The sequence below is a fragment of the Achromobacter spanius genome, from assembly GCF_002966795.1.
GTDB lineage: Bacteria > Pseudomonadota > Gammaproteobacteria > Burkholderiales > Burkholderiaceae_B > Achromobacter > Achromobacter spanius_D.
In genome coordinates this window covers 5,839,299-5,865,639 of the sequence record NZ_CP023270.1, presented here as the reverse complement: position 1 = coordinate 5,865,639, position 26,341 = coordinate 5,839,299, and the positions used below count along the sequence as shown (strand labels likewise).

Here is a 26,341-nt window from a genome sequence, read left to right as displayed (position 1 = left end):
GTGGCGGCGCAATGCCGCCACCAACAAAACATGGGCGGCGAAGCGCCGCCACAAACAAAAACACGTGCGGCGCAATGCCGCCACCAACAAAACACGGGCGGCACAGCCCCACCACCAACAAAAAACCCAGCGCAAGGCTGGGCTTTTTGTGGGAACCGAAGCTCCCGGAAATTCTTTTGGTGGCCTGGGGCGGAATCGAACCACCGACACAAGGATTTTCAATCCTCTGCTCTACCGACTGAGCTACCAGGCCAACGAAGTCCGCAACTATACACAATTTTTTTCGGTTGTGCCAGCCGGGCGGGGTGAAGCGTCTCTTTTTTTCGCGCCCGAGCACGAAACTGCGCAGCGCAGGGGCAGCAAAGCCCCAGACTGTTGGCTCCACGGCACGAATGGACGCCATCTGGCCGCGATTGGGGACGGGAATGGCCTGGGGATAACCCGCAGGAGTATAATCGTCAGCGGTTTTGCTGTTACAGCCGGATGCTTTCGCGTCTTTGATGCGCGACAAGCGGGCTGCGACGCATTGTTCTTATAGTGGCAGTACTTAACGCTTAGCCGCGGGTGGCTTTCCGCCATCCCTCACACATGTCGGTAGCTGTCCTTGCCTTCGGTCTGAATCACACGTCCGCGCCGGTGTCGGTCCGCGAGCGCGTGTCCATGCCCGTTGATCTGGTCAAGCCCGCCCTCGAAGGCTTGCGTTCGGCATTCGGCGGTTCTGTCCGCGAAGCCGCCATCCTGTCCACCTGTAATCGCACCGAGATCTACTGCGCGGCCGACGGCCACGTGGCGGATCAGTTGCCCGCCTGGCTGGCTGAACACAACCGCCTGGACGCCGGCACGCTGCGCCCGCACCTCTATCGCCATCATCAAGACGACGCCGTGCGTCACGCCTTCCGCGTGGCAAGCGGCCTCGATTCCATGGTGCTGGGCGAAACCCAGATCGTGGGCCAGATGAAGGACGCGGTGCGCGCCGCCGGCGAAGCCGGTTCGCTCGGCACGCTGCTGCACCAGATGTTCCAGCGCACCTTCTCGGTCGCCAAGGAAGTCCGGTCGCAAACCGCCATCGGCGCCGAATCCGTGTCCATGGCCGCCGCCGCGGTGCGTCTTGCCGAGCGCGTGTTCGGCAACCTGGATCAAGCCCGCACGCTGTTCATCGGCGCCGGCGAAATGATCGAATTGTGCGCCACGCACTTTGCCGCGCAACGTCCGCGCAGCATGGTGGTGGCCAACCGCACGGCCGAGCGCGCCGAACTGCTGGCCAACCGCTTTTCGGCCAGCACGATGAAGCTGTCCGACCTGACCGAGCGGCTGTCCGAGTTCGACGTCATTGTTTCCTGTACGGCAAGCTCCCTGCCCATCCTCGGCCTGGGGATGGTTGAACGGGCTACACGCCTGCGCCGTCACCGCCCGATGGTCATGATCGATCTGGCCGTGCCGCGCGACATCGAGCCCGAAGTCGGCCGTCTGGACGACGTCTATCTGTATTCGGTGGATGACCTGGGCCGGCTGGTGCAGACTGGCACCGACGCCCGCCGCGCCGCGGTGGTGCAGGCCGAGGCCATCATCGAAACCCGCGTCCAGGGCTTCATGCACTGGATGCAGTCCCGCGAAGTGGTGCCCGTCATCCGCGACCTGCACCAGGCCGCCGAAGACGTCCGCGCCGCTGAACTCGAACGCGCCCGCCGCCTCTTGGCGCGGGGCGAATCGCCCGAAGCCGTGCTTGAGCAACTGGCGCACGGCCTGACCCAAAAGTACCTGCACGGCCCGCTCGCGGCGCTGAACCGCAGCGAAGGCGACGACCGCAAGCAACTGCTTGCCTGGATGCCGCGCCTCTTCCCCGGCCGCGACTCCCGCCGTTAGCGGCGTTGCCCCACGTCCCGCCTCATGGCGGGCGTTCGCTTTGTGGGCGCCCGCTTTTTCTGTTTTCTCTCTTGGTCTTCCCCTCATGAAATCTTCCATGCGCAGCCGGCTGGAGCATTTGTGCCATCGCCTGATCGAGGTCGATGCCCTGCTCGCCGAACCGGAAACCGCGTCCGACATGGACCGCTTTCGCAAGCTTTCCCGCGAGCGCGCCGAACTGGAACCGGTAGTCGAAGCCTTCACCGCGTTTGCCCGCACCGAGGAAGACATCGCGACCGCGCAGGAGATGCTGTCCGAGCCCGACATGAAGGCCATGGCCGAGGAAGAGATCAAGTCCGGGCGCGGCAAGCTGGAAACGCTGGAAGCGGCGCTGCAGCTTCTGCTGCTGCCGCGCGACCCCAACGATGGGCGCAGCGTGTTCCTGGAAATCCGCGCGGGCACGGGCGGCGACGAAAGCGCGCTGTTCTCGGGCGACCTCTTGCGCATGTACACGCGCTACGCTGAACAGCGTGGCTGGCGGGTGGAGCTGATGTCGGAAAGCGCGTCGGAACTGGGCGGCTACAAGGAAGTGATCGCGCGCATCGACGGCGACGGCGCGTATGGCCGGCTGAAGTTCGAGTCGGGGGCGCACCGCGTGCAGCGCGTGCCGGCGACCGAGGCGCAGGGCCGCATCCACACGTCGGCCTGCACGGTGGCCATCATGGCCGAAGCCGACGCGATGTCCGAGATCGTCATCAATCCCAGCGACCTGCGCATCGACACCTTCCGCGCCAGCGGCGCGGGCGGCCAGCACATCAACAAGACCGATTCGGCCGTGCGTATCACCCACTTGCCGACGGGGCTGGTGGTGGAGTGCCAGGACGACCGTTCGCAACACCGCAACAAGGACAAGGCCATGCAGGTGCTGGCCGCGCGCCTGAAAGACAAGGAAGAGCGCGAGCGCCAGAGCAAGGAAGCAGCCGAGCGCAAGAGCCTGATTGGCTCGGGCGACCGGTCCGAGCGCATCCGCACCTACAACTATCCGCAGGGCCGCGTCACCGATCACCGCATCAACCTGACGCTGTACAAGCTGCAGCAGATCATGGAAGGCGACCTCGAGGAACTGACCGGCGCGCTGATCGCCGAGCATCAGGCCGAGCAGCTTGCCGCGCTGGGCGACGATATTTAAGGCCGACGCCATGACCGCGCCCCAGATCAAGAGTCTGCTGCTCGACAAGCGCCTGCCGCGCCTGGAAGTGCGCATGCTGCTGGAGCGCGTGCTGAACAAGCCGCGCGCGTGGCTGCTGGCGCACGACACCGATGCGCTGGCGCCGGAGGTGGCGGCGGCGTACGAGGCCCTGGCGCAGCGCCGGCTGGCCGGGGAACCCATGGCCTACCTGCTGGGCCATCGCGAATTCATGGGACACCGGTTCCGCGTGACGCCCGACGTGCTGATTCCGCGACCCGATACTGAAGTGCTGGTGGAAACCGCGCTGGAATGCATCGAAGGCCTCACCGGGCCGATGGTGCTGGACCTGGGCACGGGCAGCGGTGCGATTGCGGTGTCGATTGCGCTGGCGCGGCGCGACGCGCGGGTGATGGCGTCGGACGTCAGCGCCGCCGCGCTGGCAGTGGCTGCCGGCAATGCCTGGGACCTGACGGCTGCGGTGCGCTTTGTGGAGGGAAGCTGGTACGAGGCGGTGCCGGCTGGCGAAGGGTTTGATCTGATCGTGTCCAATCCGCCGTATGTGGCGAGCGACGATCCGCATCTGGAGCAGGGCGACGTGCGCTTTGAGCCGCGTGGGGCGCTGACTGACGGCGCGGGCGGACTGGATGATCTGGCGCGCATCGTCGAAGGCGCGCGCGCCCATCTGAAACCCGGCGGCTCGCTCTGGATGGAGCATGGCTGGGATCAGGCGGAGCAGGTACGGGGCATGCTCCGCCAGGCGGGGTTCGCAGACGTGCACAGCCGCCAGGATCTGGCGGGGATCGAGCGGATCTCGGGCGGGCGTTTGCGGGTCGCGGGTGCGTGACCTCTTTTGCCGGCAGCCAGTGCCTGGTGTCTGACACCCCGGAAGTATCCGTTCAGGATGCCGCGCCGCTCACCTGGGTGTCTGACACCATCCCGCGCAGATCACGGCCCGACATGTGCTGTTGCATTTCTCCCGGATATACCGGCGCCGCGCCCGGGTAATCGGGCGCTTTTCCCGGCTGTACCTATAATTGACCCATTCCGTTTTGCCTGTCCAAGAGACCACCATGAGCGACGTTCAAGAATTCATCCGCGAAACCGTTACCCAGCACCCCGTCGTGCTGTTCATGAAGGGCACCGCCCAGTTCCCGCAATGCGGGTTCTCCGGCAAGGCCATTCAAATCCTGAAAGGCTGTGGCGTGAAGAAGCTGGTCACGGTCAATGTGCTCGAGGACGACGAAGTCCGCCAGGGCATCAAGGAATTCTCCAGCTGGCCCACCATTCCGCAGTTGTACGTGTCGGGCGAGTTCATCGGCGGCTCGGACATCATGAATGAAATGAACGAGTCCGGCGAACTGAAGACGCTGCTGGAGCAATCCGGCGCCACGGCTTAACGCCATCATGCGGCGGCTCGTCGTCGGCATCACGGGCGCCACTGGCGCGCTCTACGCGGTGCGCATGCTGCAGGCGCTGCGCAACGTCGAAGACGTCGAGACGCATCTGGTGGTGTCCGCCTCTGGCGTGCTGAACATCAAGCATGAGCTCGACGTCAGCCGCCAGGACGTCTATGCGCTGGCAGACCACGTGCACAGCATTCGCGACGTGGGCGCCACGCTGGCGAGCGGCGCGTTTCAGACCGCGGGCATGGTGATCGTGCCGTGCTCGATGCGCACGCTGGCGGCGGTGGCGCATGGCCTGTCCGACAACCTCATTACGCGCGCTGCCGACGTGACGCTCAAAGAGCGCCGCCGCCTGTTGATGATGGTGCGCGAGACGCCGTTCAATCTGGCCCACCTGCGCAACATGACGGCCGTGACCGAAATGGGCGGCATCGTGTTTCCGCCGCTGCCGGCGTTCTATCACCGGCCCAAGTCCATCGAGGAAATGGTGGACCACACCGTGGCCCGCGTCCTGGAAATGTTCGACATCGTCGTGCCCGGTCCGCACTGGGAAGGGACGTAACACGTAACGTAAGCGGGCGTTATTCCACCAGCCCCATGCCGTTCAGCGCGGCCAGGTTCTCCGGCCACTTGCGCGCCCGCGCATTTTGCAGTTCGATGCGCGCCCATGCCATCCATCCGGCCCATTCAATCCGCTTGTCCCACGCGGTGCCCCACGCTTGCAGCGCGGCCAGTCCCGCGGCGGCGTGCTGTTCCGCGGCTTCGAATTCGCCGGCCGTCAGCGCCAGTTGCGCCAGCAGCAGGCGCGGCTCGCCCACCCACGGGTTGTGTTCGACCGCGGCTTCCAGCATGTGCCGTGCGCTGTCCATTTCGGTCAGCGGGTGCATGCGGGTGATGACCTGCCAATACAGCGCGCTGGCGGCCGCTTCATCGCGCGGGCTGAGCGTGGCGCGGCAATTGTCAAAGGCGGGCGGGATGGGAATGCCGGTGTCCTGCGGCATGCGCGATAGCGGCGCCAGCAGATGCGACAGCATCGACAGGATGTTCGACGGCGGCTTCAATGGGCCGGGCCACAACGACGACGCCCAATTCGTTTTCAGGTCGCGGCGCTGTTGCTGCGGATAGCCCGCAAAGATCTCGTCCTGCCAGCTATGCCATTGCTCACCGATGTCGGCGGCGGATACGACGGTGAACGCCGCGACCTGGCGCGGCGTGAAGGTGAAGACCTGTCCATCGGCGCCTTCCAGCGTCAGCCCTTCCGGTCCCGAGCCCTGGCCTTGCAGGATGGCCTGCACGAATCGCGTGCGGGGCATGGCGCAAAACAGGCTGACCCATTCTTCGGCTTCGGTGCCCAGCACGTCGCGCAACGTGTTGCGCTCGCGTTCGCGGTCAAACAGGGTGAGGTCCACGTATTCGTTGCCGTAGACGCTGTGGAACAGGCCCAGGAGGCGCACTTCGCGCGGCTGGTTCCAGAGCGCCAGCGTGCGGTAGACGCCCAGCAGGTGATGCTTGAATGTGCCGGCCTTGTGCCAGTCTTCGCCCGCGCTGCGCGCGAACAGCAGGTCGAGCAGGACGGGCAGGTCGGCGTCGACGGCGGCGTAGTGGTCGGCCAGCAGCGCACGCGCGTGCGGATGGAGTTCGGGGGTGGTGGACATGGTTGGCGGGTAGGGTGGATGAAAGCAGGCTCTATTGTGTCCGCATGCGCCGGCGCTGTCATCGCGGGGTTTATATCGAAATCCGCATATCAATATGAATATTGATCGCTTCCGGTTTTGAAGCGGCCTCACTAGAATCCGGGGACATTATTCCAACCCTCAATCGTTTAAACCTGTAGAGACTGCCATGCGCCTTCGCCATTCCCTCGCCGTTTTCGCCACCGTTCTTGGATTTGCCGGCACCTCGGCGATGGCGCAGGACGCCGAGCTGAAAGTGGGCGTCACGGTCGGCCCGCACGCGCAGATCGGCGAAGTCGTGCAGCAGGTTGCCGCCAAGCAGGGCCTGAAGGTCAAGCTGATCGAGTTCAGCGACTTCATCCAGCCGAACGCCGCGCTGGACGCCAAGGAGCTGGACGTGAACATCTATCAGCACAAGCCTTTCCTGGAATCGCAGAACAAGGCGCGCGGCTACAAGCTGGTGCCGGTGGCGACCGCGGTGGTGCAGCAGATGGGCATCTATTCCAAGCGCGTGAAGTCGCTGGACGATCTGCCGCAAGGCGGCAAGGTGGCCATTCCGAATGATCCGACCAACGGCGCCCGCGCGCTGCTGGTGCTGCAGGCCGCCAAGCTGATCAAGCTGAAGGACGGCGTGACGGTGACGGCGTCGATCTTCGATATCGCCGAGAACCCCAAGAATCTGAAGTTCGTCGAGATCGAGGCCGCGCAACTGCCGCACTCGCTCAAGGACGTGGACGCCGCGGCCGTGAACTCGGCGTACGCGATCCCCGCCGGCCTGTCGCCCGCCAAGGACGCGCTGGTGCTGGAAAGCAAGGACGCACCGTTCGCGCCCGTCGTCATCGCCGCGCGCGAGGACAACAAGAACGATCCGCGCATCGCGCGCTTCATCAAGGCCTACCAGTCCGACGAGGTGAAGGCCTTTGTCGCCAAGCAGTTCCCCGGCGCCTACACGACCTCCTGGTAAGCCGGCGGCGCGATGTCCACTCTGACGATCTATCCCGACAACGCGCCTGATTCCGCGCGCGTGCTGGACGATGCGGCCGAGGTGCAGCGCGAGCTCGCGGCCATCGGCGTGCGCTTCGAGCGCTGGACCGCGGCGGCGCCGCTGGAGCCGGGTGCGCAGCATGAGGCAGTGCTGGCCGCATACCAGCCGCAGATCGATCAACTGATGAACGAACGCGGCTATCGGGCCGTTGACGTCATCAGCCTGGACGCCACGCATCCGGATCGCGCGGCGCTGCGGCGCAAGTTCCTGGCCGAGCACACGCACGCCGACGATGAGGTCCGCTTCTTCGTGGCGGGCAGTGGTCTCTTCGTGCTGCATGCCGAGGGCCGCGTGTATGCAGCGCTTTGCGAGAAAGACGACCTGATTTCCGTGCCGGCGGGTATCCCGCACTGGTTCGACATGGGCTCGTCGCCTGCCTTCACGTGCATCCGGCTGTTCAACGATCCGGCCGGGTGGACCGCGCAGTTCACGGGCGACGATATCGCGACGCGCTTTCCGGTTCTGCCTTGAGGCCCGTGTCGCGCGCTTTCGCGCGCGACAGCCAGGTCTGAACCTCTCGCGCCAATCCCTCCTGCAGCAACTGCGCCGGCGCGCTCATGGCACGGTCGCGCGACCACACCACCGCCAGCACCGGATCCTCCAGCGCCAGCAGTTGGCGCGCCACCAGGCCCTGGCGTTCGGCGTAATGCGCGCCCAGGCTTTCGACGATGGCGACGCCCAGCCCCTCTGCGGCCAGCGCACACGCGGCTGACGACTGCGCCGCTTCGATGATCGGGCGATAGGGCAGCCCGCGCGCCTCCAGCGCCTGGCGCGTCGCGCGGCCGGCGGGTAGGGCGGGGGCCAGCACGATCGGTCCCGCCTCGGCCACCTCGTCCAGCGTCAGGGAGGCTTTCTTCGCCCACGGATGGTCCTGGGCCATGACCGCATGCAGTCCCAACGGCGCGAGCCGCAGGCTGGACACGCGGTCGATGTCCGGCGGCGAGCCGATGATGATGCCCAGGTCGATGCGGTGATCCACGGCCATCTCGATGATTTCCAGCGCGGTGCCGGCGCGCACGGTCACGGCCACCGCCGGATGTGCGCGGCGCACGCCGGCCAGGGCCGGAGGCAGCAGGCTGGACGCGGCGATGGCGACGGCGCCCACGTCCAATCGCGCCAACGCGCCCTGGCGGATGTCGACGGCCAACCGGTCCACGGCCTCGATGCCGGCCAGCGCATTGAGCACCTCGGGTATCAGCGCGCGGCCCTGGCTCGTCAGGTGCAGCCGCCGGTTCTCGCGGCTGAACAGCGCAAAGCCCAGCCGCGTTTCCATGTCGCGCAAGAGCGCGCTGGCGGCGGGCTGCGTCATGTTGACCGAGGCGGCCGCGGCGGTGACGGTGTCCAGCCGGTACATGGCGCGCAGCAGCAGAAGTTCGCGGCGATTGAACATATGAAATTCATATGGAAATAGTCAATTCATCTATTTGACCATATGAACTGGCGGCGGCCAGAATAGCCCATCGCATCCTGCATTCCGCATTTCGACGCCACACCGCCATGCCCGCCAACACCATCGTTTCCGTCACCTGCATTCCCTTGCGCCTGCCGTTCCATCACTGGAGCCCGTCGCCCCTGTTCGCGGGCCGCCCGCGCGACAAGCTGGACAGCGCGCTGGTGCGGGTGCAGACCGAAGACGGCACGGTGGCCTGGGGCGAATCGTATTGCGTGGAGCCGCGCGCCTTGCCCGCCATCTTCGAGACGCTGATCGCGCCCCTGGCCTGCGGGCGGGATGCGGACGACGACACGCTGCTGCCCGGCATGCAGCGCACGCTGCACAACCTGGGGCGGTCCGGTCCCGTGGTGCACGCGCTGGCCGGGCTGGACATCGCGCTGTGGGACCTGCGCGCCAAGCGCGCGGGCGTGCCGTTGTATGCGCTCTTGGGCGGCAAGCGCCGCGAGCGGGTGCGCGTGTATGCGTCGCTGCTGCAGTATTACGGCAACGCCGAACGCCTGGACGCCGTGACCACGCGCGCGCTGAACGAAGGCTATAGCGAGATCAAGCTGCACGAGCGCACCGCCGACGCGCTGGCCGCCGTGCGCCGCAGCACGGGACCCGGCGTGCCGATCATGGTGGACACGAATTGTGCGTGGCTGCCGAACGAAGCCGAAGCCGCCATCGCGGCCATGCGCCCGCACGATCCGTTCTGGATCGAAGAACCCTTGTGGCCGCCGGAAGACGATCGTGCGCTGGCCCGCTTGAAGCAGGCCTGCGGCATCCCGCTGGCGGTGGGCGAGAACGCCAGCAGCGCCACCGATCTGGAGCGCGTGGTCGACACGCAAGCGGCGCAGTACGTGCAGCCCAGCGTCATCAAACTGGGCCTGACCGCCGCGTGGCGGATTGCGCAGAAGTGCGCGGACTCAAGTGTCATCTGCGCGCCGCAGGTGGCGTTTTTCGGCCCCGGCTATCTTGCCAGTCTGCACCTGATTGCCGCGCAGCAAGCCGAGGTGTCGCTGGAACGCCTGTACGTCGAACTGGCGCATGTCCCGTACGGAAAGCGCGTGCCCATCGAGAACGGTTGGGTCAATGTTCCGGACGGCCCGGGACTGGGCGCGGATCCGGAAGCGGAACTCGCCGAGGGCCGGTATAGCGCCTGACACACCGCCAAGAAGCTACAGGCCCGCAGAGGCCGCAAAGAACACGAACCTGGAGACAAAGACATGCACCCATCGCGCAGAGCGTTTCTGATCAACAGCGCCGCCATGGCCGCAGGCGCCGCCGTGTTGCCGTGGTCCTTCGCGGCACGCGCCGCGCAGTACCCGGACAAGGCGGTCCGCTTGTACATCCCGTACCCGCCGGGAGCGGCGACCGACACGCTGGGCCGCATGGCGGGTCAGGTGTATGCCGAGGCGCTGGGCCAGCCCTTTGTCGTGGAAAACCGCGGCGGCGGCGGCACCACGATCGGCACGCGCGCACTGGCGGTGTCGGCGCCCGACGGCTACACCATCGGGATGGTCGACTCCACGTTCACCATCAATCCCGCGTTGCTGGGCGACCGCCAGCCGTACGACGCCATCAAGGACTTCGCGCCGATCTCGCTGATGGCGACGGCGCCCTTCGTCATGGTGGTGCACCCGTCGGTCAAGGCGACGGACATTGCGTCGTTCCTGGCGCTGGCCAAGTCGCAGCCGGGCACGTTGTCGTTCGGATCGGCCGGCGTGGGCAGCGGGCCGCATCTGGCCGGCGAGCAACTGCGCCAGCAGGCAGGCGTGGATGTGCTGCACGTGCCGTATCGCGGCGGCGGCACCGTGATCACCGACCTCTTGGGCGGCCAGGTGCAGTTCGGCTTTGCCACCGTGCCCACGCTGCTCGAACACATCAAGGCCGGCAAGCTGCGCGCGCTGGCGGTCACCAGCCCGCAACGCACCAGCCAGTTGCCTGACGTGCCGACGTTTGCCGAAGCGGGGCTGCCGGGTGTGGATATCTCGCCGCTGTTCGGCGTGATTGCGCCGGCTGGCGTGCCCGAGCCGATCATCGAACGCCTGTCGCAGACGCTGGGCGAATCCGTGCGCAACGGCGCGCTGCGCGACAAGCTGGCCGGGTTGGGCTTTCAGCCGGTCGGCAGCACGCCGGCCGAATTCGCAAAGCGCATCCGCGACGACGTGGCCAAGTGGACCGCCGTGGTCCAGCGCGGCAACATCAAGGCCGAGTAAGCCCCGCAGGCCTAGGCGTACTTGCCCGTCAGGCCGCCGTCCACGAGCAGTTCGGTGCCGGTGATGTAGGACGCATCATCTGACGCCAGGAAGGCCACCGCATTGGCGACTTCCCACGGCGTACCCATGCGTCCCATCGGCACCTGCCGGTCGCGCGCCGCGCGCGCGGCGTCCAGGTCGTTCGCATCGAACATCTTGGCGACGTTGCCGGCGACGCGGGGCGTATCGATCAGTCCGGGAATGACCGTGTTCACGCGGATGCGGTCCGCGGCATATTGCTGTGCGGCCATGCGCGCAAAGTGAATCACCGCGGCCTTGCTGACGCTGTAGGCCAGATGCGGATAGCCGGTGTACCGGATGCCCGCAATGGAAGAGACGGCCACGATGGCGCCGCCGCCCTGCGCGCGCATGACGGGCGCCAGCAGCCGCGTGGCGATCAAGAGGCTGGTCACGTTCACCTGCTGGATGCGGTCCCAGTCCGCGATCGAGATGTCTTCGGGGCCGCCGACCTTGCCGATGCCCGCGTTGGCCTGCAGGATGTCGATGCGGCCAAAGCGGCTCAACGCCGCGTCGACCGCCGCCTGCATCGCGTCCGCATCAGCCACGTCGGCCTGCACCGCCAGCGCGCGGCCGCCGGCCGATTCGACTTCATGCGCGGCCTCTTCGGCGGCGGTCAGGTTGGCGTCCAGCGCGATGATGGCCGCACCTTGGCGCGCCAGCGTCACGCAGCTGGCCTTGCCGATGCTCCAGCCGGGCGCCGACGTGCCCGCGCCTGCCACCAGCGCCACCTTGCCGGCGAAACGCGCATGGGGATGGGGGACGCCGGATTCCGCGCTCACGATTGCCCGCCGTCTTGCTGGTGGGTCTTGCCCTTGCCCACGTACGGAATGGCGTGGTCGATGGTTTCCCAGATGTACCGCCCGGAAGGACTTTGCTGCTCTTCGGCCACGTGCGACACCAGGCCCGCCGCGCGCGAGATCACGGCAAAGCCGCGCATCAGATCGGTCGGCACGCCGATCTCGCTGAGCAGCGCAGCCACGGCGCCGGTCGCGTTGATCGTGATGTGCTTGCCATAGGTCTCGTCAATGGCGCTGGCGAGCCAGCGCAGCGCCTGAACGGACTCGCCGCTCAGATCGCTTTCGGCTTCGGCCAGCGCCAGCAGCTTGATCGCGCGCGGATCGTCCGGCTTGTGCAGGTGATGGCCAAAGCCGGGCAACGGGCTGCGCGATGCGCGGTGTTCGCGCGCAATCGCCAGCGCCTCCGCGGGGCCGTCGGATGCCTGCCGGATGCGGTCCAGCAGGCGCGAACAGTTTTCCATGGTGCCCACGAACTGGCTGCCCACCGCCATCAGGCCGGACGCCACGGCGCCCTGCAGATTCTCGGGCGCGCTCATGTAGATCAGGCGCGTGGCGATCGCGCTGGGCGTCATGCCGTGCTCCATCAGCGTGACCAGCACCGCGTCCACGATGCGCATGTCCACGGGGCGCGCGTCGCGGCCGAGGATCTGCATGATCATGACTTCGGTAAAGGACTTCTTGCCGATCAGGTCCTCGACCAGATCGACGTCGCGATACGACATGCCGGTCAGGTGATGGGCGCAGAGGCGGGTTTCGGGCTTGTTCATGGCGTCTCCTTCAATGCGGCGTCGCGCACCGCGTTCTTCAGCACCTTGCCCACGCTCGAGCGCGGCAGGCTGTCGTGGAAATGGATGTGTTTGGGCGTGGCCACCGGACCCAGCAGCGCGCGCACGTGCGCCTTGAGTGCGTCGCCATCGGCCTGCGCGCCGGGTTGAAGCTGGACGGCCGCGTGAACCGCTTCGCCCCACTTGTCGTCGGGCACGCCGAACACCGAGCATTCGTACACGGCCAGGTGCGCGGACAGCGCGTTCTCGACGTCCACGGGATAGATGTTGAATCCGCCGGTGATGATGACGTCGCGCAGGCGGTCCTTCAGAAACAGATAGCCGCGCGTGTCGATAAGACCCGTGTCGCCGGTGTGCAGCCAGCCGTCGACGATGGTTTCGGCGGTCTTCTCGGGCAGGCGCCAGTAGCCGGTCATCACCAGATCGCCCTGGACCACGACTTCGCCGATCTCGCCGCGCGGCAGCAACGTGCCGTCGGGCGCCATGATCGCCACGTCGGACAGCGGCGTGACGCGGCCGACCGACGCGCGGTTTTCTGCCGCTTCCAGGTCGGCGGGCCGCAATACCGTGACGATCTGCGGCGCCTCGGTCTGGCCGTAGGTCGTGCCCAGCACCGGGCCGAAGAAGGCGCGCGCACGCTCGATCTTTTCGACCGGCATGGGCGCGCCGCCGTAGATCAGGGTGCGCAGCCGCGGAAAGTCCGCGCGCGAGACGCCGGGCTGCGCCATGATCATGTAGATCAGCGTGGGCGGCATGAAGCTCAGCGTGCCGCCGCGCTCGCGAAACGCCTCGGTGATGGTGGCAGGCGACACACTGTCCAGCAGCAGGTGCGCGCCGCCCTGCGCCAGCACCGGCAACAGATAGGTGCCCGTGCCGTGCGTGATGGGGGCGGACACCACGTAGCGGTCTTCGGCGGTGAGGCCCCAGTTGAGGATCTGATTGACGATGCCGGCGTTCCACGCGTGATACGGCTGCATCACGCCCTTGGGCAGGCCGGTGGTGCCGCCCGTGAACTTGATGGCCTGCGTGGCGTCGCGCGGTAGCGCATGGCGCGTGGGGAGGTGGTCTGCAAAGCGCGCGAGCAGCGCGTCCAGCGCCAGGTCAGCGGCCGCGTCGTCCAGCACGATGCGCCGCGCGGAACCCGCCGGCACGAGCGGCGCGCCCACGTCGTCCACGATCACGATGCTCGGCTCGGTCGCATCCAGGATGCGGCCGATCTCGCGCGCCGTGCTGCGGTAGTTCAGCGGCACCCAGACCTTGCCGCTGGCCAGCACCGCCAGCAGCGCCAGGATGTGGCGCGCCGAGTTGCCGGCGCAGATACCCACGCGCGTCTGCGGCTCGGGGTCCAGATCCTGCAGGGCGGCGGCCAGTGCGCGAGTGTCGGCCGCCAGCCGCGCGTAGGTGAGCTGCCCATCGGGACCGTCGAGCGCCACGCGGTCCGGGTACTGCTCGGCCGCGCGGAAGAAGAAATCAATCGGGTACACCTGTGCTCCTTGGTTGGCTAATTGGCCTTGAGGTTGGCGTTCTTCACGACCGCGCCCCACTTGTCGATCTCGCTGGCGATCTTCTTGGCAAAGGTCTCCGGCGTGTTGGGCTGTTGCGGCGCGAAGAAGCCGCCCTGCTTGTAGGAGGTTTGCAGCGCGGGGCTGGCCAGCGCCTTGTTCAGCGCCTGATTCAGGCGGTCGATGACGGGGCGGGGTGTGCCGGCGGGCGCCACCAGGCCGAACCACGATTCCACGTCGAAGTCAGGCAGGCCGGATTCCGCCAGCGTGGGCACATCCGGCGTGGTGGGCAGGCGCTGGGGCGAGGTCACGCCGATGGCGCGCAGCTTGCCCGCCTGCACGTGGGGCAGGGACGACGGCAGGTTGTCGAACATGGAGTCCACCTGCCCGCCCAGCAGGTCCGCCACTGCGGGGCCGCTGCCGCGATACGGCACATGCAGGATGTCGGTGCCGGTCTTCATCTTGAAGAGCTCGCACGACAGGTGAATGGACGATCCGCTGCCCGATGAGGCGCAGGTCAGCTTGCCGGGATGTTGCTTGGCATAGGCGATGTATTCCTGCACCGTCTTGATGGGAAGCTTGGGATTGACCACCAGGATGTTCGGGATGGTCGCCAGCATGCCGACCGGCTCGAAGCCTTTGACGAAGTCGTAGTTGAGCTGGCTGTACAGCGTACGGTTGATGGTGTTGGCGATCGACCCGACGTATAGCGTGTAGCCGTCGGGTGCCGCGCGCGAGACGATTTCGGCGCCGATGTTGCTGTTGGCCCCGGTCTTGTTCTCGACCACGACCGTCTGCCCCAGTTCTTCCGCCAGCGATTTCGCCATCAGGCGCGCCACGATGTCGGTCGCGCCGCCGGCGGCATAGCCGACGACCAGCGTGATGGGGCGATCGGGGTAGGGCTTGGCCGCCCAGGCGGGAGCGGCGGCTACGAGCGCCCCGCTCAAGGCCACCGCCGCAGCGGTCCAGCGCTTGCCGAATGTCTTCATTGTTGTCTCCGTCCTGTTTGTCTAATAATTGGACAGATCTTCGTCTGTCCGCCTTCATATTCGGCTTTGATGGAGGCCCTATCAACGCAAGGTGTCCAGAAATTGAACAAACCGGATTCCGAGGGTTCCGGTCCGCGCATCCTGCGGCGCGGGCTGAAGGTGCTGGGCGTGCTGCGCCAGGCCGGCGCGGCCGGCATGCACGTGGTGGACATTGCGCGGGCCGCCGGCATGCAGCGGTCCACGGTGTATCGCTACCTGGATGTGCTGGTCGAAGAGGGCTACGCGCTGCGCGAATCCGGCGCACCGCGCTGGCGTGTCGCCGAACTGGGCGTGATGATGGCTGGCGATCCGCATGCGCAGGCCGTGCGCAGCCTGCGGCCGTTGCTGCGCCAGATCAGCGACGTCAGCGGCGATTCGGCGTTTCTCATCTGCCGGGCGGCAAACGATTCACTGTGCCTGCATCGCGAGGTCGGCAATTACCCGGTGCAGGTGCTGGCCGTGACGGTCGGGCATCGTCAGCCGCTGGGCGTGGGCGCGGCCGGGCTGGCGCTGCTGGGCGCCTTGCCCGCCGCCGAAGCCGACGAGGTGGTGGCGCAGAACGAGCAGGCGCTGCGCGCCTACGGCGGCATGACCGTGGCGCAGATGCGGCGGTTGGTGGAGAACACGCGCGGGCGCGGCTGGGCCGTGGTGGGCAACGCGGCGGTGCCGGGCGTGCTGGGGGTGGGGGTGGCGCTGTGCGATGCCGGCGGATATCCGCGGCTGGCGGTCAGCGTGTCCAGCCTGATCAGCCGGATGCAGGCGCCGCGCCAGCGCAGCATTGCCGAACTGATCCGCGCGCAGGTGGCGCAGAGTGGGTTCGGCATGCCGCACGGGGCGGCGGCAGGCGAGGGGGACTGAGGCCCGCCGCGATGTTGCTTCGGCGGCGGGCGGGGGCTGCTCTGATCAGGCCGCGGCCGGCGTCGGCACGCGGTACGTCTTCTGGTAGTGCACCGTGAACGTCTTGAAGGCGTCCAGCGCCTTGTGGGGATCGTGTCCCGGCTTGACGAGGAAGCTGTCAAACCCCACGCGCGCCTGGTAGTGGATGGTGTCGATCATCACGTCGCCAACCGCGCGCAGCTCGCCTTGCCATTCGTAGCGCGTGCGCAGCAGCTGGGCCAGCGAATAGCCGCGGCCATCGGTGTACACCGGAAAGTCCACGGCAATGAACGCGATGCTTTCGGGATGCAGCACGCCGTCGGCATCCGCCAGATCCGTCAGGTCGGCATCGGGGTTCAGCAGCACGGCCACGGGGTGCTTGTGGCGGCGCAGCGTGGCGCGAGAAGTCTTCCAGACGGACAACGGCACGATCCAGCCGGGTTCGTCCGACGGCACCTGGCCTTCGGCGGGCACTTCGGGTTCGGGCACGAAGGGGCGCGACGTATCGGCCTCCAGTTTGCCGTTGCGGATGAGATGGGGCCCGGGGGCGTCGTGGGCGTAGATCTCAGACATGGGCGGGCTCCGCGACTTGCGTGGGTTTGGCGAAGGCAGGGTCCGCGTACACGTCCTGCTTGAAGGGATCGATGCCGACGCGGTCGACCACGTCGATGAAGCGTTCGGCGTCGCTGTCGCGCAGGCCCAGATACGTGCGGATCAGTCGGTCCACCACGCCCGGCACCTGATGGCGCGCGAACGACGGGCCGATGATGCGGCCGATGGCCGCGCCGCCGCCATGCGTGGATTCGAGGTCGGGCAGCGGCTTGGCGGCGCCGTTCTGGCGGCCGCCCACCGTGACTTGATACCACTCCTCGCCCGCCTTATCGACGCCAAGAATGCCGATGTGGCCGACGTGGTGATGGCCGCAGGAGTTGATGCAGCCCGAGATGTTCAGGTCCAGCTCGCCGATTTCGAACAGGTAGTCCAGGTTGTCGAACTGGCGCTGGATGGCTTCGGCCACGGGAATGGAGACGGCGTTGGCCAGCGCGCAGAAGTCTCCGCCCGGACAGGCGATGATGTTGGTGAGCAAACCGACGTTGGGCGTGGCGAGGTTCAGGGCCTCAAGCTTTTGCCACAGCTCGTGCAGCCGTGCGCGGCGCACGTCGGCCAGGATCAGGTTCTGTTCGTGCGACACGCGCAGTTCACCGTAGCCGAAATCGTCGGCCAGGTCGGCCACCGCATCCATCTGGTCGGCGGTAATGTCGCCCGGCGGCACGCCGGTGGGTTTCAGCGACACGGTCACGGCCGCGTAGCCGGCAACCTTGTGCGCATGCACGTTGGTGCGCAGCCAGCGCGCGAAGCGCTTGTCGCCGGCGGCCAGCGCGTCGGTGTTGTCGATGTCGGACGCGGCGGCCGCGTCGTGCTGCGGCCAGACGAAGCGCGCCTTGATGCGGTCCACGAATTCCTGGGTGATGGTGTCGGGGCCGCCCTTGATGCGCTGCCACTCTTCATCGACCTGCTGCGCGTAGACCTCGGGCGTCAGGTCCTTGACCAGGATCTTGATGCGCGCCTTGTACTTGTTGTCGCGGCGGCCATGCAGGTTGTAGACCCGCAATGCAGCCTGCAGATAGGTCAGCAGGTGCTGCCATTCGACGAACGGATTGATGAGCTTGCCGACGATGGGCGTGCGGCCCAGGCCGCCGCCGATCCACACGCGAAAGCCCAGCTTGCCGTCGCGCTCGACGGCCTGCAGACCGATGTCGTGCACGCCCACGGCCGCGCGGTCTTCCACCGCGCCGCTGACCGCGATCTTGAACTTGCGCGGCAGGAAGGCGAATTCGGGATGCAGCGTGGACCACTGGCGGATGATTTCGCACCAGATCAGCGGATCGACCAGTTCGTCCGGCGCGACGCCGGCAAAGTGGTCGGTGGTGGTGTTGCGGATGCAGTTGCCGCTGGTCTGGATGGCGTGCATCTGGACCGTGGCAAGCTCCGCCAGGATGTCCGGCACGTCTTCCAGCTTGGGCCAGTTGAACTGGATGTTCTGGCGCGTGCTGAAGTGTCCGTAGCCGCGGTCCCACTTGCGCGCGATGTGCGCCAGGGTGCGCAACTGGCGCGACGCCAGCAGGCCATACGGAATGGCGACGCGCAGCATGGGTGCGTGGCGCTGGATGTACAGGCCGTTCTGCAGGCGCAGGACGCGGAAATCGTCCTCGGTAAGCTGGCCGTCGAGGAAGCGGCGCGTCTGATCGGCAAACTGCGCGACACGCTGCTCGACAAGCTGTTGATCGACGGGGTCATACACGTACATGTCTACTGCCCTTGGAAGTCTTTTCGGTCTGAACCCCGGGGATGGGGCGGGCGCACGGCGCCGGCAAAAACGGGATTCATAACCGTAACAGCCACCCGCAAAGACCGTCTAAGTCATTCTGGTAATAAAGAAATAAGGCCCCGGAGGGGCCTTATGGGTTCTGATTGCTAATTCGGTGCAGTGGTGAGCTTACGAATTTATAAGGATATTCGCGTTGTCCTCGAACAAGCTTTCGACGCAGCTACAACGCCGCATTCACCGCCCACCGGGCCACGCACACCAGAATGATCACCAGGCAGGCCGCGAGCAGCAGGCCGGTGGCGATGAGAGGGCCGGGCTTGTTGTTGGCGATGTCGGCGTCGTAGCCGCGGCCGCGGCGTACGCCGAAGAAGGCCCACAGCACGGAGCGGACCGTGCGCAGGAAACCGAGCATATGCGCCTCCGGGCGGATTCTTGACGGTCCACTGTAGACGCGGGGGCTTGGCGCGGACAGATGCAGATCCGCGTCAGCCGACCGTATCAGTTGGCGCGGCGACGTGTGCGCCGATGCCGCGCACGATATGTTCCAGCAGTTCGCGCGCGGCGGGCGAGATGTGGCGGCCGGCGCGGCTCAGGACGTGCAGGCTGCCCTGGTTCAGGATGGGATTGGCCAGCGGCAGGCTTGCCAGCCGCTGCGCTTGCATGTCGGCGGTGACGGCGATGGGCGGGGTGAGCGCGTAGCCGATGCCGGCGGCCGCGAACTGCCACAGCGCCTTGAACGACGAAGTGGTCAGCACGTTGTGCAGCCGGACCTGCTCGCTGATCTCGGCGGCCTGGATGTGCTGGCGCACGCCAAACCCTTCCTGCATGGACGCGCCGGGGTAGTCGGCCAGATCGGTCAGCAAGAGGGGCCGGCGCAGGTGCGTCAGCGGATGGTCCTGGCGCACGATGGCGCGTATGGGTTCAGGTCGCGAGTAATGTGTGCGCAGCCGCGCATCGTTGGGCGGCTGGAACACCAGCCCGATGTAGGCGCGGTCGTCGACGATGCGCTGGACGATCTCTGACGTGCGGGCCACGTCGATATCCAGCGTGACTTCGGGATGGCTGCGCCAGTAGCCCGGCAGCACGCGGTCGAACATCAGCTCCACAAAGCCTTCGCCCAGCACCAGATCGATGTGGCCGCGTTCGGCTTTGCGCAGGCTGTCGATCTCGGAAAAGAAGCTTTCCTGGATGTCCTGCTGCCGCTTTACATAGCGGGCCAGGATGTGTCCGGCGTCGGTGGGCACGAGGCCGCGTCCCCGGCGTTCGAACAGCGCCATGCCGCAGTCGCGCTCCAGCGCGGCGATCGCGCGGCTGACGGCGGACGGGTCCATTTCCAGCGCCTCGGCCGCGCCGCGCACCGAGCCCCGGCTCATGACCTGCATGAAGTAATGGGTGCGGCGCGCGTCGAGTTGTTCGTCCATGGCGGCAGGCTCCAGGCGGAATGCGGCTGATTTTCCACGGGAAGAATTAAGGGTTTACCCTTATTTCGATTAATTCCGTGCAAAATTTTCCCAGGAAGGGGCTATCCGTTGCATTTTACGCAACGTTTATCGGCGGCCGGTGTCATGGTTGCCCACCAGAGGGGTGGGCGAAAATTGCGCAGTCCGAATCGGCCGCCCGCTGCGCGCGCCGTTCGCGCCGTATTGGCCGTTTGAATCGACCGAGCCGCTACAACAGCGCCGTCGCTTGAACCCCTCCGAATTCCCTCTCCCCGCGGGTGCGCTGTTGGCCCCATGGTCCGGGCGTCGGCTTCCGGGTTCGTCCAGCCTACCGCCACGATCACTATTCACGTCATCAGGGGAAAACCAATGTCTCATGCCAGCGCAAGCCTGGCCTCGCCTTCCATGCCGCTGTCGGGGCGCGTGCGCATGCTCGCCGCCATTCTGCTGGTGGTGGTCATTTCCGAAGCGATCGGCAGCGTCACGTTTTCGGTCGGTCCGGGCAAGATCGTCCTGCAGCCCATGTTGTGGGCCATTTTCATCGGTGCGGTGGTTGCGGCGTTTGGCCAGCGGCTGCCGGCGGGCGCCGGCATCGACAAGGCGATGCAGACCCGCATCAGCGGCTACCTGCAATACGCGCTGCTGCCATTCCTGGCCAAGCTGGGTCTGATGGTGGGCGGCGCCTTGCCGCAGGTGCGCGAGGCCGGATGGGCGCTGGTGTTCCAGGAGTTCGGCCACTTCTTCGGCACCATGGCCATCGGCCTGCCGCTGGCGCTGCTGCTCGGCATCAAGCGTGAAGCCATTGGCGCGACGTTCTCGGTGGGCCGTGAGCCCAGCCTGGCGATCATCGGCGAGCGCTACGGCATGAACTCGCCCGAAGGCCGCGGCGTCATGGCCGAATACATCACCGGCACGGTCATCGGCGCGCTGTTCGTGGCGTTGATGGCGGGCTTCATCACCAGCCTGAACATCTTCGATCCGCGCTCGCTCGCCATGGGCGCCGGCGTGGGCTCGGGCAGCATGATGGCCGCCGGCGTGGGCGCGATCGCCTCGCAGCAGACGCCGGAAATGGCGCATCAGGTCGCTGCGCTGGCCGCCGCGGCCAACCTGCTGACCACCGTGGTCGGCGTGTACTTCACGCTGTTCATCTCGCTGCCCACGACGATCTTCCTGTACGGCAAGCTGGAACCCGTGCTGGGCCGCTTCTCGCGCGGCAAGAACGAGGCCGTGGTCGACGACAGCGTGTCGGAAGACGTGCCCGCGCACGGCACGAAGATGGGCTTTGGCGACCGCCTGACCGCCTACGTCATCTGTGGCCTGTTCGCGCTGGTGGGCAACCGTCTGGGCTACAACGTGCCGTTCGCGGACGCGCTGCCCGGCATGGGCATCATCGTGCTGCTGGTCGTCATCACGGACCTGGTTCTGCGCGTCGTGCCCAAGCTGCCGGCCGTGTTCGTGCTGTCGGTGATCGCCATGACCGCGGGCTGCCCGGGCGTCCTGCCGTATTCGGACCAGATCATCGCGATGGTCGGCAAGGTCAATTTCCTGCCGTTCACGACGGTGATCCTGGCCATGGCCGGCTTGTCGATCCTGAAGGACCTGCCTGCGTTCCGCAAGCTGGGCTGGAAGATCGTGGTGGTGTCGCTGGCCGCCAATGCCGGTACGTTCATGGGCGCCACGATGATCGCGGAATTCTTCCACTGATCGGCGTTCGCGTCATGAAAAAGCCGCCTGTTGCACAGGCGGCTTTTTTTGTGGGTTTGCTTGGGACGGTGTCAGACACCTGGGGATCAGTGAACGGGTGTCTGACACCTAGGGATCAGTGCGCGGTGCGGCGCCGGGCCGGTAGCGCGCGTTGTCGGTCACGTTCTCAGTGGGACCGATATTCGCTACCGGCGGGATGCCGACGCCCGCGGCCTTCATGACAGCCGCGGCCTGCAGTTCCACCTGCGGATTACCCATGGCGACGCGGTAGGGTTGCAGCGGCGCCAGGCCTTCGATGGTGCCCCAGTCGTTCGCGGTGTCGGCACGTTGCGCCACCGGGTCGGGCCGCGCGGCAAAGTCTTCGACCGCGCGCCGCATCCGGGCGTCCGCGTACACATCGCGCAATTCGTCGATGTTGATGGCGGGGGCAGTGAAGGCGAGGGGCGCGAGGGCGGAGTCAACCTTGTTTCTGATGGGCGGAGTGTCTTGTTCCGCCCTTGCCAATTTGTCGGCCTGGGCGCGTTCCACGCGCTGGGCGTCGCGAGCGGCCTGGGCCTGCGCGGTGCGCTGCGCCTGTCTGGCGGCGAAGTTCTGCGCGGCGCGTTCGGCTTCCCAGGCGGGGCGGTTTTCATCCAGCATCGATACGCGCGCCGGATAAGGCGCGGCGATGTGCGGGATGGCGGAGATCGCAGAAATGGCCATGCGGGGGCTCCTTGTCTTGGTTGACCTTTGGGTTGGTCTGTCCGGGGAGATGCAAGTTCACTGTAGCAAAGGCCCCTGCGAAAGGCTTTATCCATCTGTGGATTTCGTAACCGTCTCCCACGCCGTCAATTCTTCCTGCAAGGCGGCCAGCTTGCCCCGCACCAACCCCAGCGCGTCGCTCCCCAGCAGCAGGTGCGCGGGGGGATGATCGGCATTAATGGCCGCAAGCATGGCGCGCGCCGCCTTGCGCGGATCCCCCAATTGATGGCCGCTTTTCTCTTCGCGGGCCTTGCGGATGGGGTCGAAGATGGCGTCGTAGTCCGCAATGGCGCGAGGGGTGCGCGTCATGGATCGGCCGGCCCAGTCGGTGCGAAACGATCCCGGCGCCACCGCCGTCACGGCGATGCCCAGCGGCTGCACTTCCTTGCCCAGGGCTTCGGAAATCCCCTCCAGCGCAAACTTGCTGCCGCAGTAGTACGCGATGCCCGGCATGGTGATGTGGCCTCCCATCGACGTGATGTTCAGGATGTGGCCGCGCCGGCGCTGGCGCATGAAGGGCAGGACCGCCTTCATCATCGCGACCGCGCCAAACACGTTCACGTCGAACTGGCGGCGCATTTCCGACAGGGGCGACTCTTCCATCACGCCTTCATGGCCGTAGCCCGCGTTGTTGACCAGCACGTCGATGGCGCCGACGCTGGCCTCGATATCGGCCACGACGCTGTCGATGGCGTCGAAGTCGGTGACGTCCAATGCGCGACCGATTGCAGCGCCGGGCGACAGGCTCTCAAACGCGAGGCGGGCCGGTTCGGCGCGCACCGTGCCGACGACGCGGTGGCCTGCGGCAAGGGCTTCCTCGGCCAGGGCGCGGCCGAAGCCGCTGCTGACGCCCGTGATGAGCAGGGTTTTGGGGGAGGTCATGGAGCAGACTCCGAAGTCACTGGAGAATGCATGGTAGTCTTGCGAAAACCTGTGGATAAGCCGTATTCCGCTGCTTATCTTGCACAAAACTATGAACGCGATATCCTCGGCCCCTGACGACGCGGTGGGCTCTGCATGTGCTGAAAACCGCATGGCCGCGCTGCTGCGCGGTCTGGCGCCTGACGAGGGCTACAACCTGACCGCGTTGCCCAGCGTGCGCGTGCTGCGCGCCAACCGGGCGCTGGCGCGCACGCCGGTGCTGTATGACCCGGGCATCGTGATCGTCTGCCAGGGCCGCAAGCGCGGTTACTTCGGCGATCGGCTGTATCTGTACGACGAGCAGCATTACCTGGCCGTGTCCGTCCCGGTGCCCTTCAGCATGGAGACCGACGCAACGCCCGAGCGTCCGCTGCTGGCGCTGTACCTGCATCTGGACTTCGCGCTGGCCGCGGAACTGGCGTCGCAGATCGACGCTGCCGGCATCCCGGCAGTAGCCCAAGCGCCGCAAAGCATGTTGTCGACGCCGATGGATGACGCGATGCGTACGTCGGTGCTGCGATTCATCGAGGCCATGTCCCGGCCGCTGGAAGCCGCCGTGCTGGGACCGGGCCTGTTGCGCGAACTCTATTTCCGCGTGCTGACCGGACCGCAGGGCGGCTCGATGCGCGAAGCGTTGTCCCTGCGCGGGCAGTTTGGCCGGATCGGCAGATCCCTGCGCCTCATTCACGCGGAATACGCCCGGCCGCTGGACGTGACGCGGCTGGCGGATGAGGCAGGCATGAGCATCCCGAGCTTTCACAGCCATTTCAAGGCGGTGACGCAGGTCTCTCCCATGCAGTACGTGAAATCGACGCGCCTGCACCAGGCGCGTCTCTTGATGGTGCGGCAGGACCTGACGGCCGAGACGGCGAGCCAGGCGGTGGGCTACACGAGCCCGTCCCAGTTCAGCCGCGAGTTCAAGCGCCTGTTTGGCCTGACGCCGGCGGCAGAGGCGCGACGCATGCGCGAAGGCTTTGCCCTACCGGCGTTCGCGGACGCCACCTACGTGTCGTCACACTGAATTCAAGGCTTGGTGGCCTGCATCGACGGACGCTGGCTGAAGCCTTCGAACCACTTGGCCGTGGCGGGGTGCGACGCGCGCCAGTCCAGATCCGGGAAGCGGAAGTCCAGGTAGCCCAGCGCGCAGCCGATGGTGATGGTGCCGATGTCCAACCGGCCTTCGAGGCCTGCGGCGTTCTTTTCGATGAGCGCGAGGCCGTCGCGCACCTTGCCAAGCTGGCCTTCAACCCAGCCATCCCAGCGCAACGCCTCGGGGCGCAGCACGGTCTCGTAGCGCGCCAGCAGCGCCGCACCCAGCATGCCGTCGGCCATCGCCTGCTCGGCCAGCACCGGCCAGCGGGCCTTGCCGGCCGGAAAGAACGTGCCGCCGCCCAGGTCGTTCAGATACTCGCAGACGACGCGGCTGTCGAACAGCGCCTGGTTTTCATCGGTGATGAACGTGGGCACCTGGCCCAGCGGGTTGCTCGGGATGATGGTCTGGTCGCGGGCGACGGGACCGGCGGCGCTAGGCAGCTTTTCAATGCGGTCGACCAAGCCGAGTTCATGGGCGATGACCATGCACTTGCGTACAAAAGGCGAAGCAGGCGAGAAGAAGATTTTCATGGGGTTCCCTGTCGGTGAGAGGCGTCAGTGTTGCGCATGGGCCAGGTGCTGTCCAGCCACCCAGCCGAAGGTCAAAGCGGGGCCGAGCGTGATGCCGGGCGCGGGATACGCGCCGCCCATCACGGACTGCATGTCATTGCCCGCAACGTAAAGCGCGGGGATCGGCGCGCCGGCCGCGTCCAGTGCCTGGGCATGCTCGTTGGCTGCGATGCCGCAGGCGGTGCCGATGTCGCCGGGGTACACCTTGACCGCGTAATACGGCCCTTTGCCAAGTGGCGCGAGGCAGGGATTCGGCTGGTGTTCCGGATCGCCAAGGTAGCGGTTGTAGGCGGTCCCGCCTTTCCCGAAGTCCGGATCGTGTCCTTGCGCGGCGTGCCGGTTGTAGCGTTCGACAGTGGCCTGCAGGGTGGCGGCGGGCATGCCGAGCCGCTCGGCCAGTTCAGCCAGCGTGGACGCCTGCAGCAGGTAGCCCTGGTCGATCAGGTGCTGGCGGGGCCGCCCGCCCGGCAGGGCAAGGCCCAGGCCCCACGTGTCGATGAACCGCTGGTCGCAGACCAGGAATGCCGGGATGCTGGGAGCCGTTTCGTTGCTGCGATACATGGCCTGCACGAACTCGTGATACGAGGTCGATTCGTTGACGAAACGTTTGCCCGCGCCGTTGACGGCGATCAGCCCGGGTTTGGCGCGGTCCCAGACCAGATGCGGGTAATTGAGCGGCGTCCCGTTGCCGGCGTCCAGGACCGAGACGGGCGCCCAGAATGCCGGACTGGCGTAGCCGCTTCCGAAAGCCGCGCCGGCCTGCTCCGACAGCCGGATGCCGTCGCCCGTGTTGCCGCGCGGGGACATCGACCAGCTGCCGGTTGGCTGCGGGTACGTTTGCGCGCGCCTTTCCGCATCCCACGGAAAGCCGCCCGTCGCCATTACGACGCCGCGGCGCACGCGGACGTTCAGCGTCGTGCCGTCCCGTGACACTGTCGCGCCCAGCACGCGTCCGTCGGCGTCACGGTGCAGCGACAACGCCGGCGCTTGCAGCCAGTATTCGACGTGGCGCGACAGCAGCCCATGGAACAACTGAGCCGCCAGCGCGTTGCCGAGCAGCAACCGGGTGCCGCGGTGGTAACCGCGGGCGCGGTCCGAGGCGTAGCGCAACACCAGCCCCATGCTGTGCCGCCAGGCTGCGAACGAACGCGTGGCGCGCAGCAGGTGCCGCACGTCGGTGATGTTGACCATCATGCCGCCGAGCACGGTGAATTCCTTCAGCGGATCGCGCAGCTGGTTGAAGCGGCTGCCCAGCTTGCGTCCATCGAATTCGACCGGGTCGAGCGAGCGCCCGCCCATTGCGGCGCCGGGGCGGTCAGGGTAGTAGTCGGGCGAAGCGGTCCGCGCGGCAAGCTGCAGCAGGCCGCGGGACACGAGGTAATCCATCATGCGCGGGCCCGCGTCCAGGTAGGCGCGCTTCATGTGCTCGGGCGCCGCCGTGCCCACCGTTTGATCGAGGTAGGTCCACACGTCGTCCATGCGGTCCGGATGGCCCGCCGCGTCCGTCTGCGCGTTCAGCGGTATCCACACGGCGCCGCCGGATATCGCCGTCGACCCGCCGATGCGGTCGGTCTTCTCGATCAGCAATACCTCCAGCCCTTCCTCGTGCGCGGTCAGTGCCGCCGCCATGCCGCCCGCGCCGGAGCCCACGACGAGTGCGTCCACTTCCTTGTCCCAGGTGATGTGGTTCATGC

General features: G+C 66.7%; 26 protein-coding genes and 1 tRNA gene. 12 read left to right on the top strand and 15 right to left on the bottom strand.

Annotation, left to right across the window (positions count from 1 at the left end; genetic code table 11):
• Positions 1-177 precede the first annotated feature (177 nt).
• Positions 178-253: transfer RNA gene (locus tag CLM73_RS26590), tRNA-Phe, on the bottom strand.
• Positions 254-588: 335 nt separating this feature from the next.
• Between CLM73_RS26590 and hemA the strand changes: the two genes are divergently transcribed.
• The 5 genes from hemA (at position 589) to CLM73_RS26565 (ending at position 4,996) form a co-directional block, all read left to right on the top strand.
• Entirely contained in the window at positions 589-1,863 is a 1,275-nt protein-coding gene (gene hemA, locus CLM73_RS26585) for a glutamyl-tRNA reductase (protein ID WP_056559840.1), read from the top strand.
• An 85-nt stretch (positions 1,864-1,948) separates the two neighbouring features.
• Entirely contained in the window at positions 1,949-3,031 is a 1,083-nt protein-coding gene (gene prfA, locus CLM73_RS26580; protein ID WP_105240989.1) for a peptide chain release factor 1, read from the top strand.
• Between the two features lie 10 nt (positions 3,032-3,041).
• Positions 3,042-3,875, top strand: a complete 834-nt coding sequence (gene prmC / locus CLM73_RS26575) for a peptide chain release factor N(5)-glutamine methyltransferase (protein WP_105240988.1) — start codon at positions 3,042-3,044, stop codon at positions 3,873-3,875.
• A 226-nt stretch (positions 3,876-4,101) separates the two neighbouring features.
• Entirely contained in the window at positions 4,102-4,428 is a 327-nt protein-coding gene (gene grxD, locus CLM73_RS26570; RefSeq protein WP_056319914.1) for a Grx4 family monothiol glutaredoxin, read from the top strand.
• Positions 4,429-4,435: 7 nt separating this feature from the next.
• Positions 4,436-4,996: a UbiX family flavin prenyltransferase gene (locus tag CLM73_RS26565; RefSeq protein WP_105240987.1), complete on the top strand. Its 561-nt coding sequence runs from the start codon at positions 4,436-4,438 to the stop codon at positions 4,994-4,996.
• 19 nt (positions 4,997-5,015) lie between these two features.
• On the opposite strand, the gene CLM73_RS26560 is transcribed toward CLM73_RS26565, so the two are convergent.
• Positions 5,016-6,089 (bottom strand): DUF6817 domain-containing protein, encoded by a 1,074-nt coding sequence (locus CLM73_RS26560; RefSeq protein ID WP_105240986.1) that lies wholly within the window; start codon positions 6,087-6,089, stop codon positions 5,016-5,018.
• A gap of 187 nt (positions 6,090-6,276) precedes the next feature.
• Between CLM73_RS26560 and CLM73_RS26555 the strand changes: the two genes are divergently transcribed.
• Entirely contained in the window at positions 6,277-7,071 is a 795-nt protein-coding gene (locus CLM73_RS26555; RefSeq protein ID WP_105240985.1) for a MetQ/NlpA family ABC transporter substrate-binding protein, read from the top strand.
• A gap of 12 nt (positions 7,072-7,083) precedes the next feature.
• Positions 7,084-7,623 (top strand): 1,2-dihydroxy-3-keto-5-methylthiopentene dioxygenase, encoded by a 540-nt coding sequence (locus tag CLM73_RS26550; protein WP_105240984.1) that lies wholly within the window; start codon positions 7,084-7,086, stop codon positions 7,621-7,623.
• Here CLM73_RS26550 and CLM73_RS26545 read toward each other — a convergent pair.
• Entirely contained in the window at positions 7,580-8,542 is a 963-nt protein-coding gene (locus tag CLM73_RS26545) for a LysR family transcriptional regulator (protein WP_105240983.1), read from the bottom strand. The two genes, CLM73_RS26550 and CLM73_RS26545, sit on opposite strands and share 44 nt — an antisense overlap.
• Before the next feature lie 107 nt (positions 8,543-8,649).
• Between CLM73_RS26545 and CLM73_RS26540 the strand changes: the two genes are divergently transcribed.
• Positions 8,650-9,747: a mandelate racemase/muconate lactonizing enzyme family protein gene (locus CLM73_RS26540; protein ID WP_105240982.1), complete on the top strand. Its 1,098-nt coding sequence runs from the start codon at positions 8,650-8,652 to the stop codon at positions 9,745-9,747.
• Positions 9,748-9,810: 63 nt separating this feature from the next.
• A complete protein-coding gene (locus tag CLM73_RS26535) occupies positions 9,811-10,803 on the top strand; it encodes a Bug family tripartite tricarboxylate transporter substrate binding protein (RefSeq protein ID WP_105240981.1) in 993 nt (330 codons plus the stop codon).
• A gap of 11 nt (positions 10,804-10,814) precedes the next feature.
• On the opposite strand, the gene CLM73_RS26530 is transcribed toward CLM73_RS26535, so the two are convergent.
• The 4 genes from CLM73_RS26530 to CLM73_RS26515 are packed head-to-tail and all read right to left on the bottom strand — an operon-like array spanning position 10,815 to position 14,936.
• Positions 10,815-11,642, bottom strand: coding sequence for an SDR family NAD(P)-dependent oxidoreductase (locus CLM73_RS26530; protein WP_105240980.1), 828 nt, complete (start codon positions 11,640-11,642; stop codon positions 10,815-10,817).
• Positions 11,639-12,427: a citryl-CoA lyase gene (locus tag CLM73_RS26525; RefSeq protein WP_105240979.1), complete on the bottom strand. Its 789-nt coding sequence runs from the start codon at positions 12,425-12,427 to the stop codon at positions 11,639-11,641. Before CLM73_RS26525 ends, CLM73_RS26530 begins: the two co-directional genes overlap by 4 nt.
• Entirely contained in the window at positions 12,424-13,929 is a 1,506-nt protein-coding gene (locus CLM73_RS26520) for a class I adenylate-forming enzyme family protein (RefSeq protein WP_105240978.1), read from the bottom strand. The genes CLM73_RS26525 and CLM73_RS26520 overlap by 4 nt, the downstream gene beginning before the upstream one ends.
• A gap of 17 nt (positions 13,930-13,946) precedes the next feature.
• Entirely contained in the window at positions 13,947-14,936 is a 990-nt protein-coding gene (locus CLM73_RS26515; RefSeq protein WP_105240977.1) for a Bug family tripartite tricarboxylate transporter substrate binding protein, read from the bottom strand.
• 102 nt (positions 14,937-15,038) lie between these two features.
• Between CLM73_RS26515 and CLM73_RS26510 the strand changes: the two genes are divergently transcribed.
• The gene (locus CLM73_RS26510; protein ID WP_105240976.1) at positions 15,039-15,833 is read left to right on the top strand and encodes an IclR family transcriptional regulator; all 795 of its coding nucleotides are present in this window, start codon (positions 15,039-15,041) and stop codon (positions 15,831-15,833) included.
• 45 nt (positions 15,834-15,878) lie between these two features.
• Here the strand turns inward: CLM73_RS26510 and CLM73_RS26505 are convergent, their stop codons facing one another.
• The 4 genes from CLM73_RS26505 to CLM73_RS26490 all read right to left on the bottom strand — a co-directional run bounded on the left by CLM73_RS26505 (position 15,879) and on the right by CLM73_RS26490 (position 19,601).
• Positions 15,879-16,424 carry a DUF934 domain-containing protein gene (locus tag CLM73_RS26505; RefSeq protein ID WP_105240975.1) on the bottom strand — a complete coding sequence of 182 codons (546 nt, stop codon included), beginning with the start codon at positions 16,422-16,424 and terminating at the stop codon, positions 15,879-15,881.
• Complete coding sequence (locus tag CLM73_RS26500) at positions 16,417-18,159, bottom strand: nitrite/sulfite reductase (RefSeq protein ID WP_105240974.1); 1,743 nt, start codon at positions 18,157-18,159, stop codon at positions 16,417-16,419. Before CLM73_RS26500 ends, CLM73_RS26505 begins: the two co-directional genes overlap by 8 nt.
• Before the next feature lie 241 nt (positions 18,160-18,400).
• Complete coding sequence (locus CLM73_RS26495; protein WP_105240973.1) at positions 18,401-18,592, bottom strand: DUF2970 domain-containing protein; 192 nt, start codon at positions 18,590-18,592, stop codon at positions 18,401-18,403.
• Positions 18,593-18,665: 73 nt separating this feature from the next.
• Complete coding sequence (locus CLM73_RS26490) at positions 18,666-19,601, bottom strand: LysR family transcriptional regulator (RefSeq protein ID WP_105240972.1); 936 nt, start codon at positions 19,599-19,601, stop codon at positions 18,666-18,668.
• A 387-nt stretch (positions 19,602-19,988) separates the two neighbouring features.
• Between CLM73_RS26490 and CLM73_RS26485 the strand changes: the two genes are divergently transcribed.
• Positions 19,989-21,323 (top strand): DUF3100 domain-containing protein, encoded by a 1,335-nt coding sequence (locus tag CLM73_RS26485; protein WP_105240971.1) that lies wholly within the window; start codon positions 19,989-19,991, stop codon positions 21,321-21,323.
• A 108-nt stretch (positions 21,324-21,431) separates the two neighbouring features.
• Here the strand turns inward: CLM73_RS26485 and CLM73_RS26480 are convergent, their stop codons facing one another.
• Both CLM73_RS26480 and CLM73_RS26475 read right to left on the bottom strand, forming a co-directional pair.
• Positions 21,432-22,025, bottom strand: coding sequence for a hypothetical protein (locus CLM73_RS26480; protein ID WP_105240970.1), 594 nt, complete (start codon positions 22,023-22,025; stop codon positions 21,432-21,434).
• An 87-nt stretch (positions 22,026-22,112) separates the two neighbouring features.
• On the bottom strand, positions 22,113-22,946 hold the full coding sequence (locus CLM73_RS26475) for an oxidoreductase (protein WP_105240969.1): 834 nt from the start codon (positions 22,944-22,946) through the stop codon (positions 22,113-22,115).
• A gap of 91 nt (positions 22,947-23,037) precedes the next feature.
• Between CLM73_RS26475 and CLM73_RS26470 the strand changes: the two genes are divergently transcribed.
• On the top strand, positions 23,038-24,006 hold the full coding sequence (locus tag CLM73_RS26470) for an AraC family transcriptional regulator (protein WP_418904925.1): 969 nt from the start codon (positions 23,038-23,040) through the stop codon (positions 24,004-24,006).
• A gap of 2 nt (positions 24,007-24,008) precedes the next feature.
• Here the strand turns inward: CLM73_RS26470 and CLM73_RS26465 are convergent, their stop codons facing one another.
• Positions 24,009-24,608 carry a glutathione S-transferase gene (locus CLM73_RS26465; protein WP_105240967.1) on the bottom strand — a complete coding sequence of 200 codons (600 nt, stop codon included), beginning with the start codon at positions 24,606-24,608 and terminating at the stop codon, positions 24,009-24,011.
• Between the two features lie 24 nt (positions 24,609-24,632).
• Positions 24,633-26,339, bottom strand: coding sequence for an FAD-dependent oxidoreductase (locus CLM73_RS26460; RefSeq protein ID WP_105240966.1), 1,707 nt, complete (start codon positions 26,337-26,339; stop codon positions 24,633-24,635).
• Between the last annotated feature and the right edge of the window lie 2 nt (positions 26,340-26,341).

What these genes read in the sequence shown, in the direction of transcription:
- hemA (WP_056559840.1), top strand. Translation starts at nt 589, where the DNA reads ATGTCGGTAGCTGTCCTTGCCTTCGGTCTGAATCACACGTCCGCGCCG.
- prfA (WP_105240989.1), top strand. Translation starts at nt 1,949, where the DNA reads ATGAAATCTTCCATGCGCAGCCGGCTGGAGCATTTGTGCCATCGCCTG.
- prmC (WP_105240988.1), top strand. Translation starts at nt 3,042, where the DNA reads ATGACCGCGCCCCAGATCAAGAGTCTGCTGCTCGACAAGCGCCTGCCG.
- grxD (WP_056319914.1), top strand. Translation starts at nt 4,102, where the DNA reads ATGAGCGACGTTCAAGAATTCATCCGCGAAACCGTTACCCAGCACCCC.
- CLM73_RS26565 (WP_105240987.1), top strand. Translation starts at nt 4,436, where the DNA reads ATGCGGCGGCTCGTCGTCGGCATCACGGGCGCCACTGGCGCGCTCTAC.
- CLM73_RS26560 (WP_105240986.1), bottom strand. Translation starts at nt 6,089, where the DNA reads ATGTCCACCACCCCCGAACTCCATCCGCACGCGCGTGCGCTGCTGGCC.
- CLM73_RS26555 (WP_105240985.1), top strand. Translation starts at nt 6,277, where the DNA reads ATGCGCCTTCGCCATTCCCTCGCCGTTTTCGCCACCGTTCTTGGATTT.
- CLM73_RS26550 (WP_105240984.1), top strand. Translation starts at nt 7,084, where the DNA reads ATGTCCACTCTGACGATCTATCCCGACAACGCGCCTGATTCCGCGCGC.
- CLM73_RS26545 (WP_105240983.1), bottom strand. Translation starts at nt 8,542, where the DNA reads ATGTTCAATCGCCGCGAACTTCTGCTGCTGCGCGCCATGTACCGGCTG.
- CLM73_RS26540 (WP_105240982.1), top strand. Translation starts at nt 8,650, where the DNA reads ATGCCCGCCAACACCATCGTTTCCGTCACCTGCATTCCCTTGCGCCTG.
- CLM73_RS26535 (WP_105240981.1), top strand. Translation starts at nt 9,811, where the DNA reads ATGCACCCATCGCGCAGAGCGTTTCTGATCAACAGCGCCGCCATGGCC.
- CLM73_RS26525 (WP_105240979.1), bottom strand. Translation starts at nt 12,427, where the DNA reads ATGAACAAGCCCGAAACCCGCCTCTGCGCCCATCACCTGACCGGCATG.
- CLM73_RS26515 (WP_105240977.1), bottom strand. Translation starts at nt 14,936, where the DNA reads ATGAAGACATTCGGCAAGCGCTGGACCGCTGCGGCGGTGGCCTTGAGC.
- CLM73_RS26505 (WP_105240975.1), bottom strand. Translation starts at nt 16,424, where the DNA reads ATGTCTGAGATCTACGCCCACGACGCCCCCGGGCCCCATCTCATCCGC.
- CLM73_RS26500 (WP_105240974.1), bottom strand. Translation starts at nt 18,159, where the DNA reads ATGTACGTGTATGACCCCGTCGATCAACAGCTTGTCGAGCAGCGTGTC.
- CLM73_RS26495 (WP_105240973.1), bottom strand. Translation starts at nt 18,592, where the DNA reads ATGCTCGGTTTCCTGCGCACGGTCCGCTCCGTGCTGTGGGCCTTCTTC.
- CLM73_RS26490 (WP_105240972.1), bottom strand. Translation starts at nt 19,601, where the DNA reads ATGGACGAACAACTCGACGCGCGCCGCACCCATTACTTCATGCAGGTC.
- CLM73_RS26485 (WP_105240971.1), top strand. Translation starts at nt 19,989, where the DNA reads ATGTCTCATGCCAGCGCAAGCCTGGCCTCGCCTTCCATGCCGCTGTCG.
- CLM73_RS26480 (WP_105240970.1), bottom strand. Translation starts at nt 22,025, where the DNA reads ATGGCCATTTCTGCGATCTCCGCCATCCCGCACATCGCCGCGCCTTAT.
- CLM73_RS26475 (WP_105240969.1), bottom strand. Translation starts at nt 22,946, where the DNA reads ATGACCTCCCCCAAAACCCTGCTCATCACGGGCGTCAGCAGCGGCTTC.
- CLM73_RS26470 (WP_418904925.1), top strand. Translation starts at nt 23,038, where the DNA reads ATGAACGCGATATCCTCGGCCCCTGACGACGCGGTGGGCTCTGCATGT.
- CLM73_RS26465 (WP_105240967.1), bottom strand. Translation starts at nt 24,608, where the DNA reads ATGAAAATCTTCTTCTCGCCTGCTTCGCCTTTTGTACGCAAGTGCATG.
- CLM73_RS26460 (WP_105240966.1), bottom strand. Translation starts at nt 26,339, where the DNA reads ATGAACCACATCACCTGGGACAAGGAAGTGGACGCACTCGTCGTGGGC.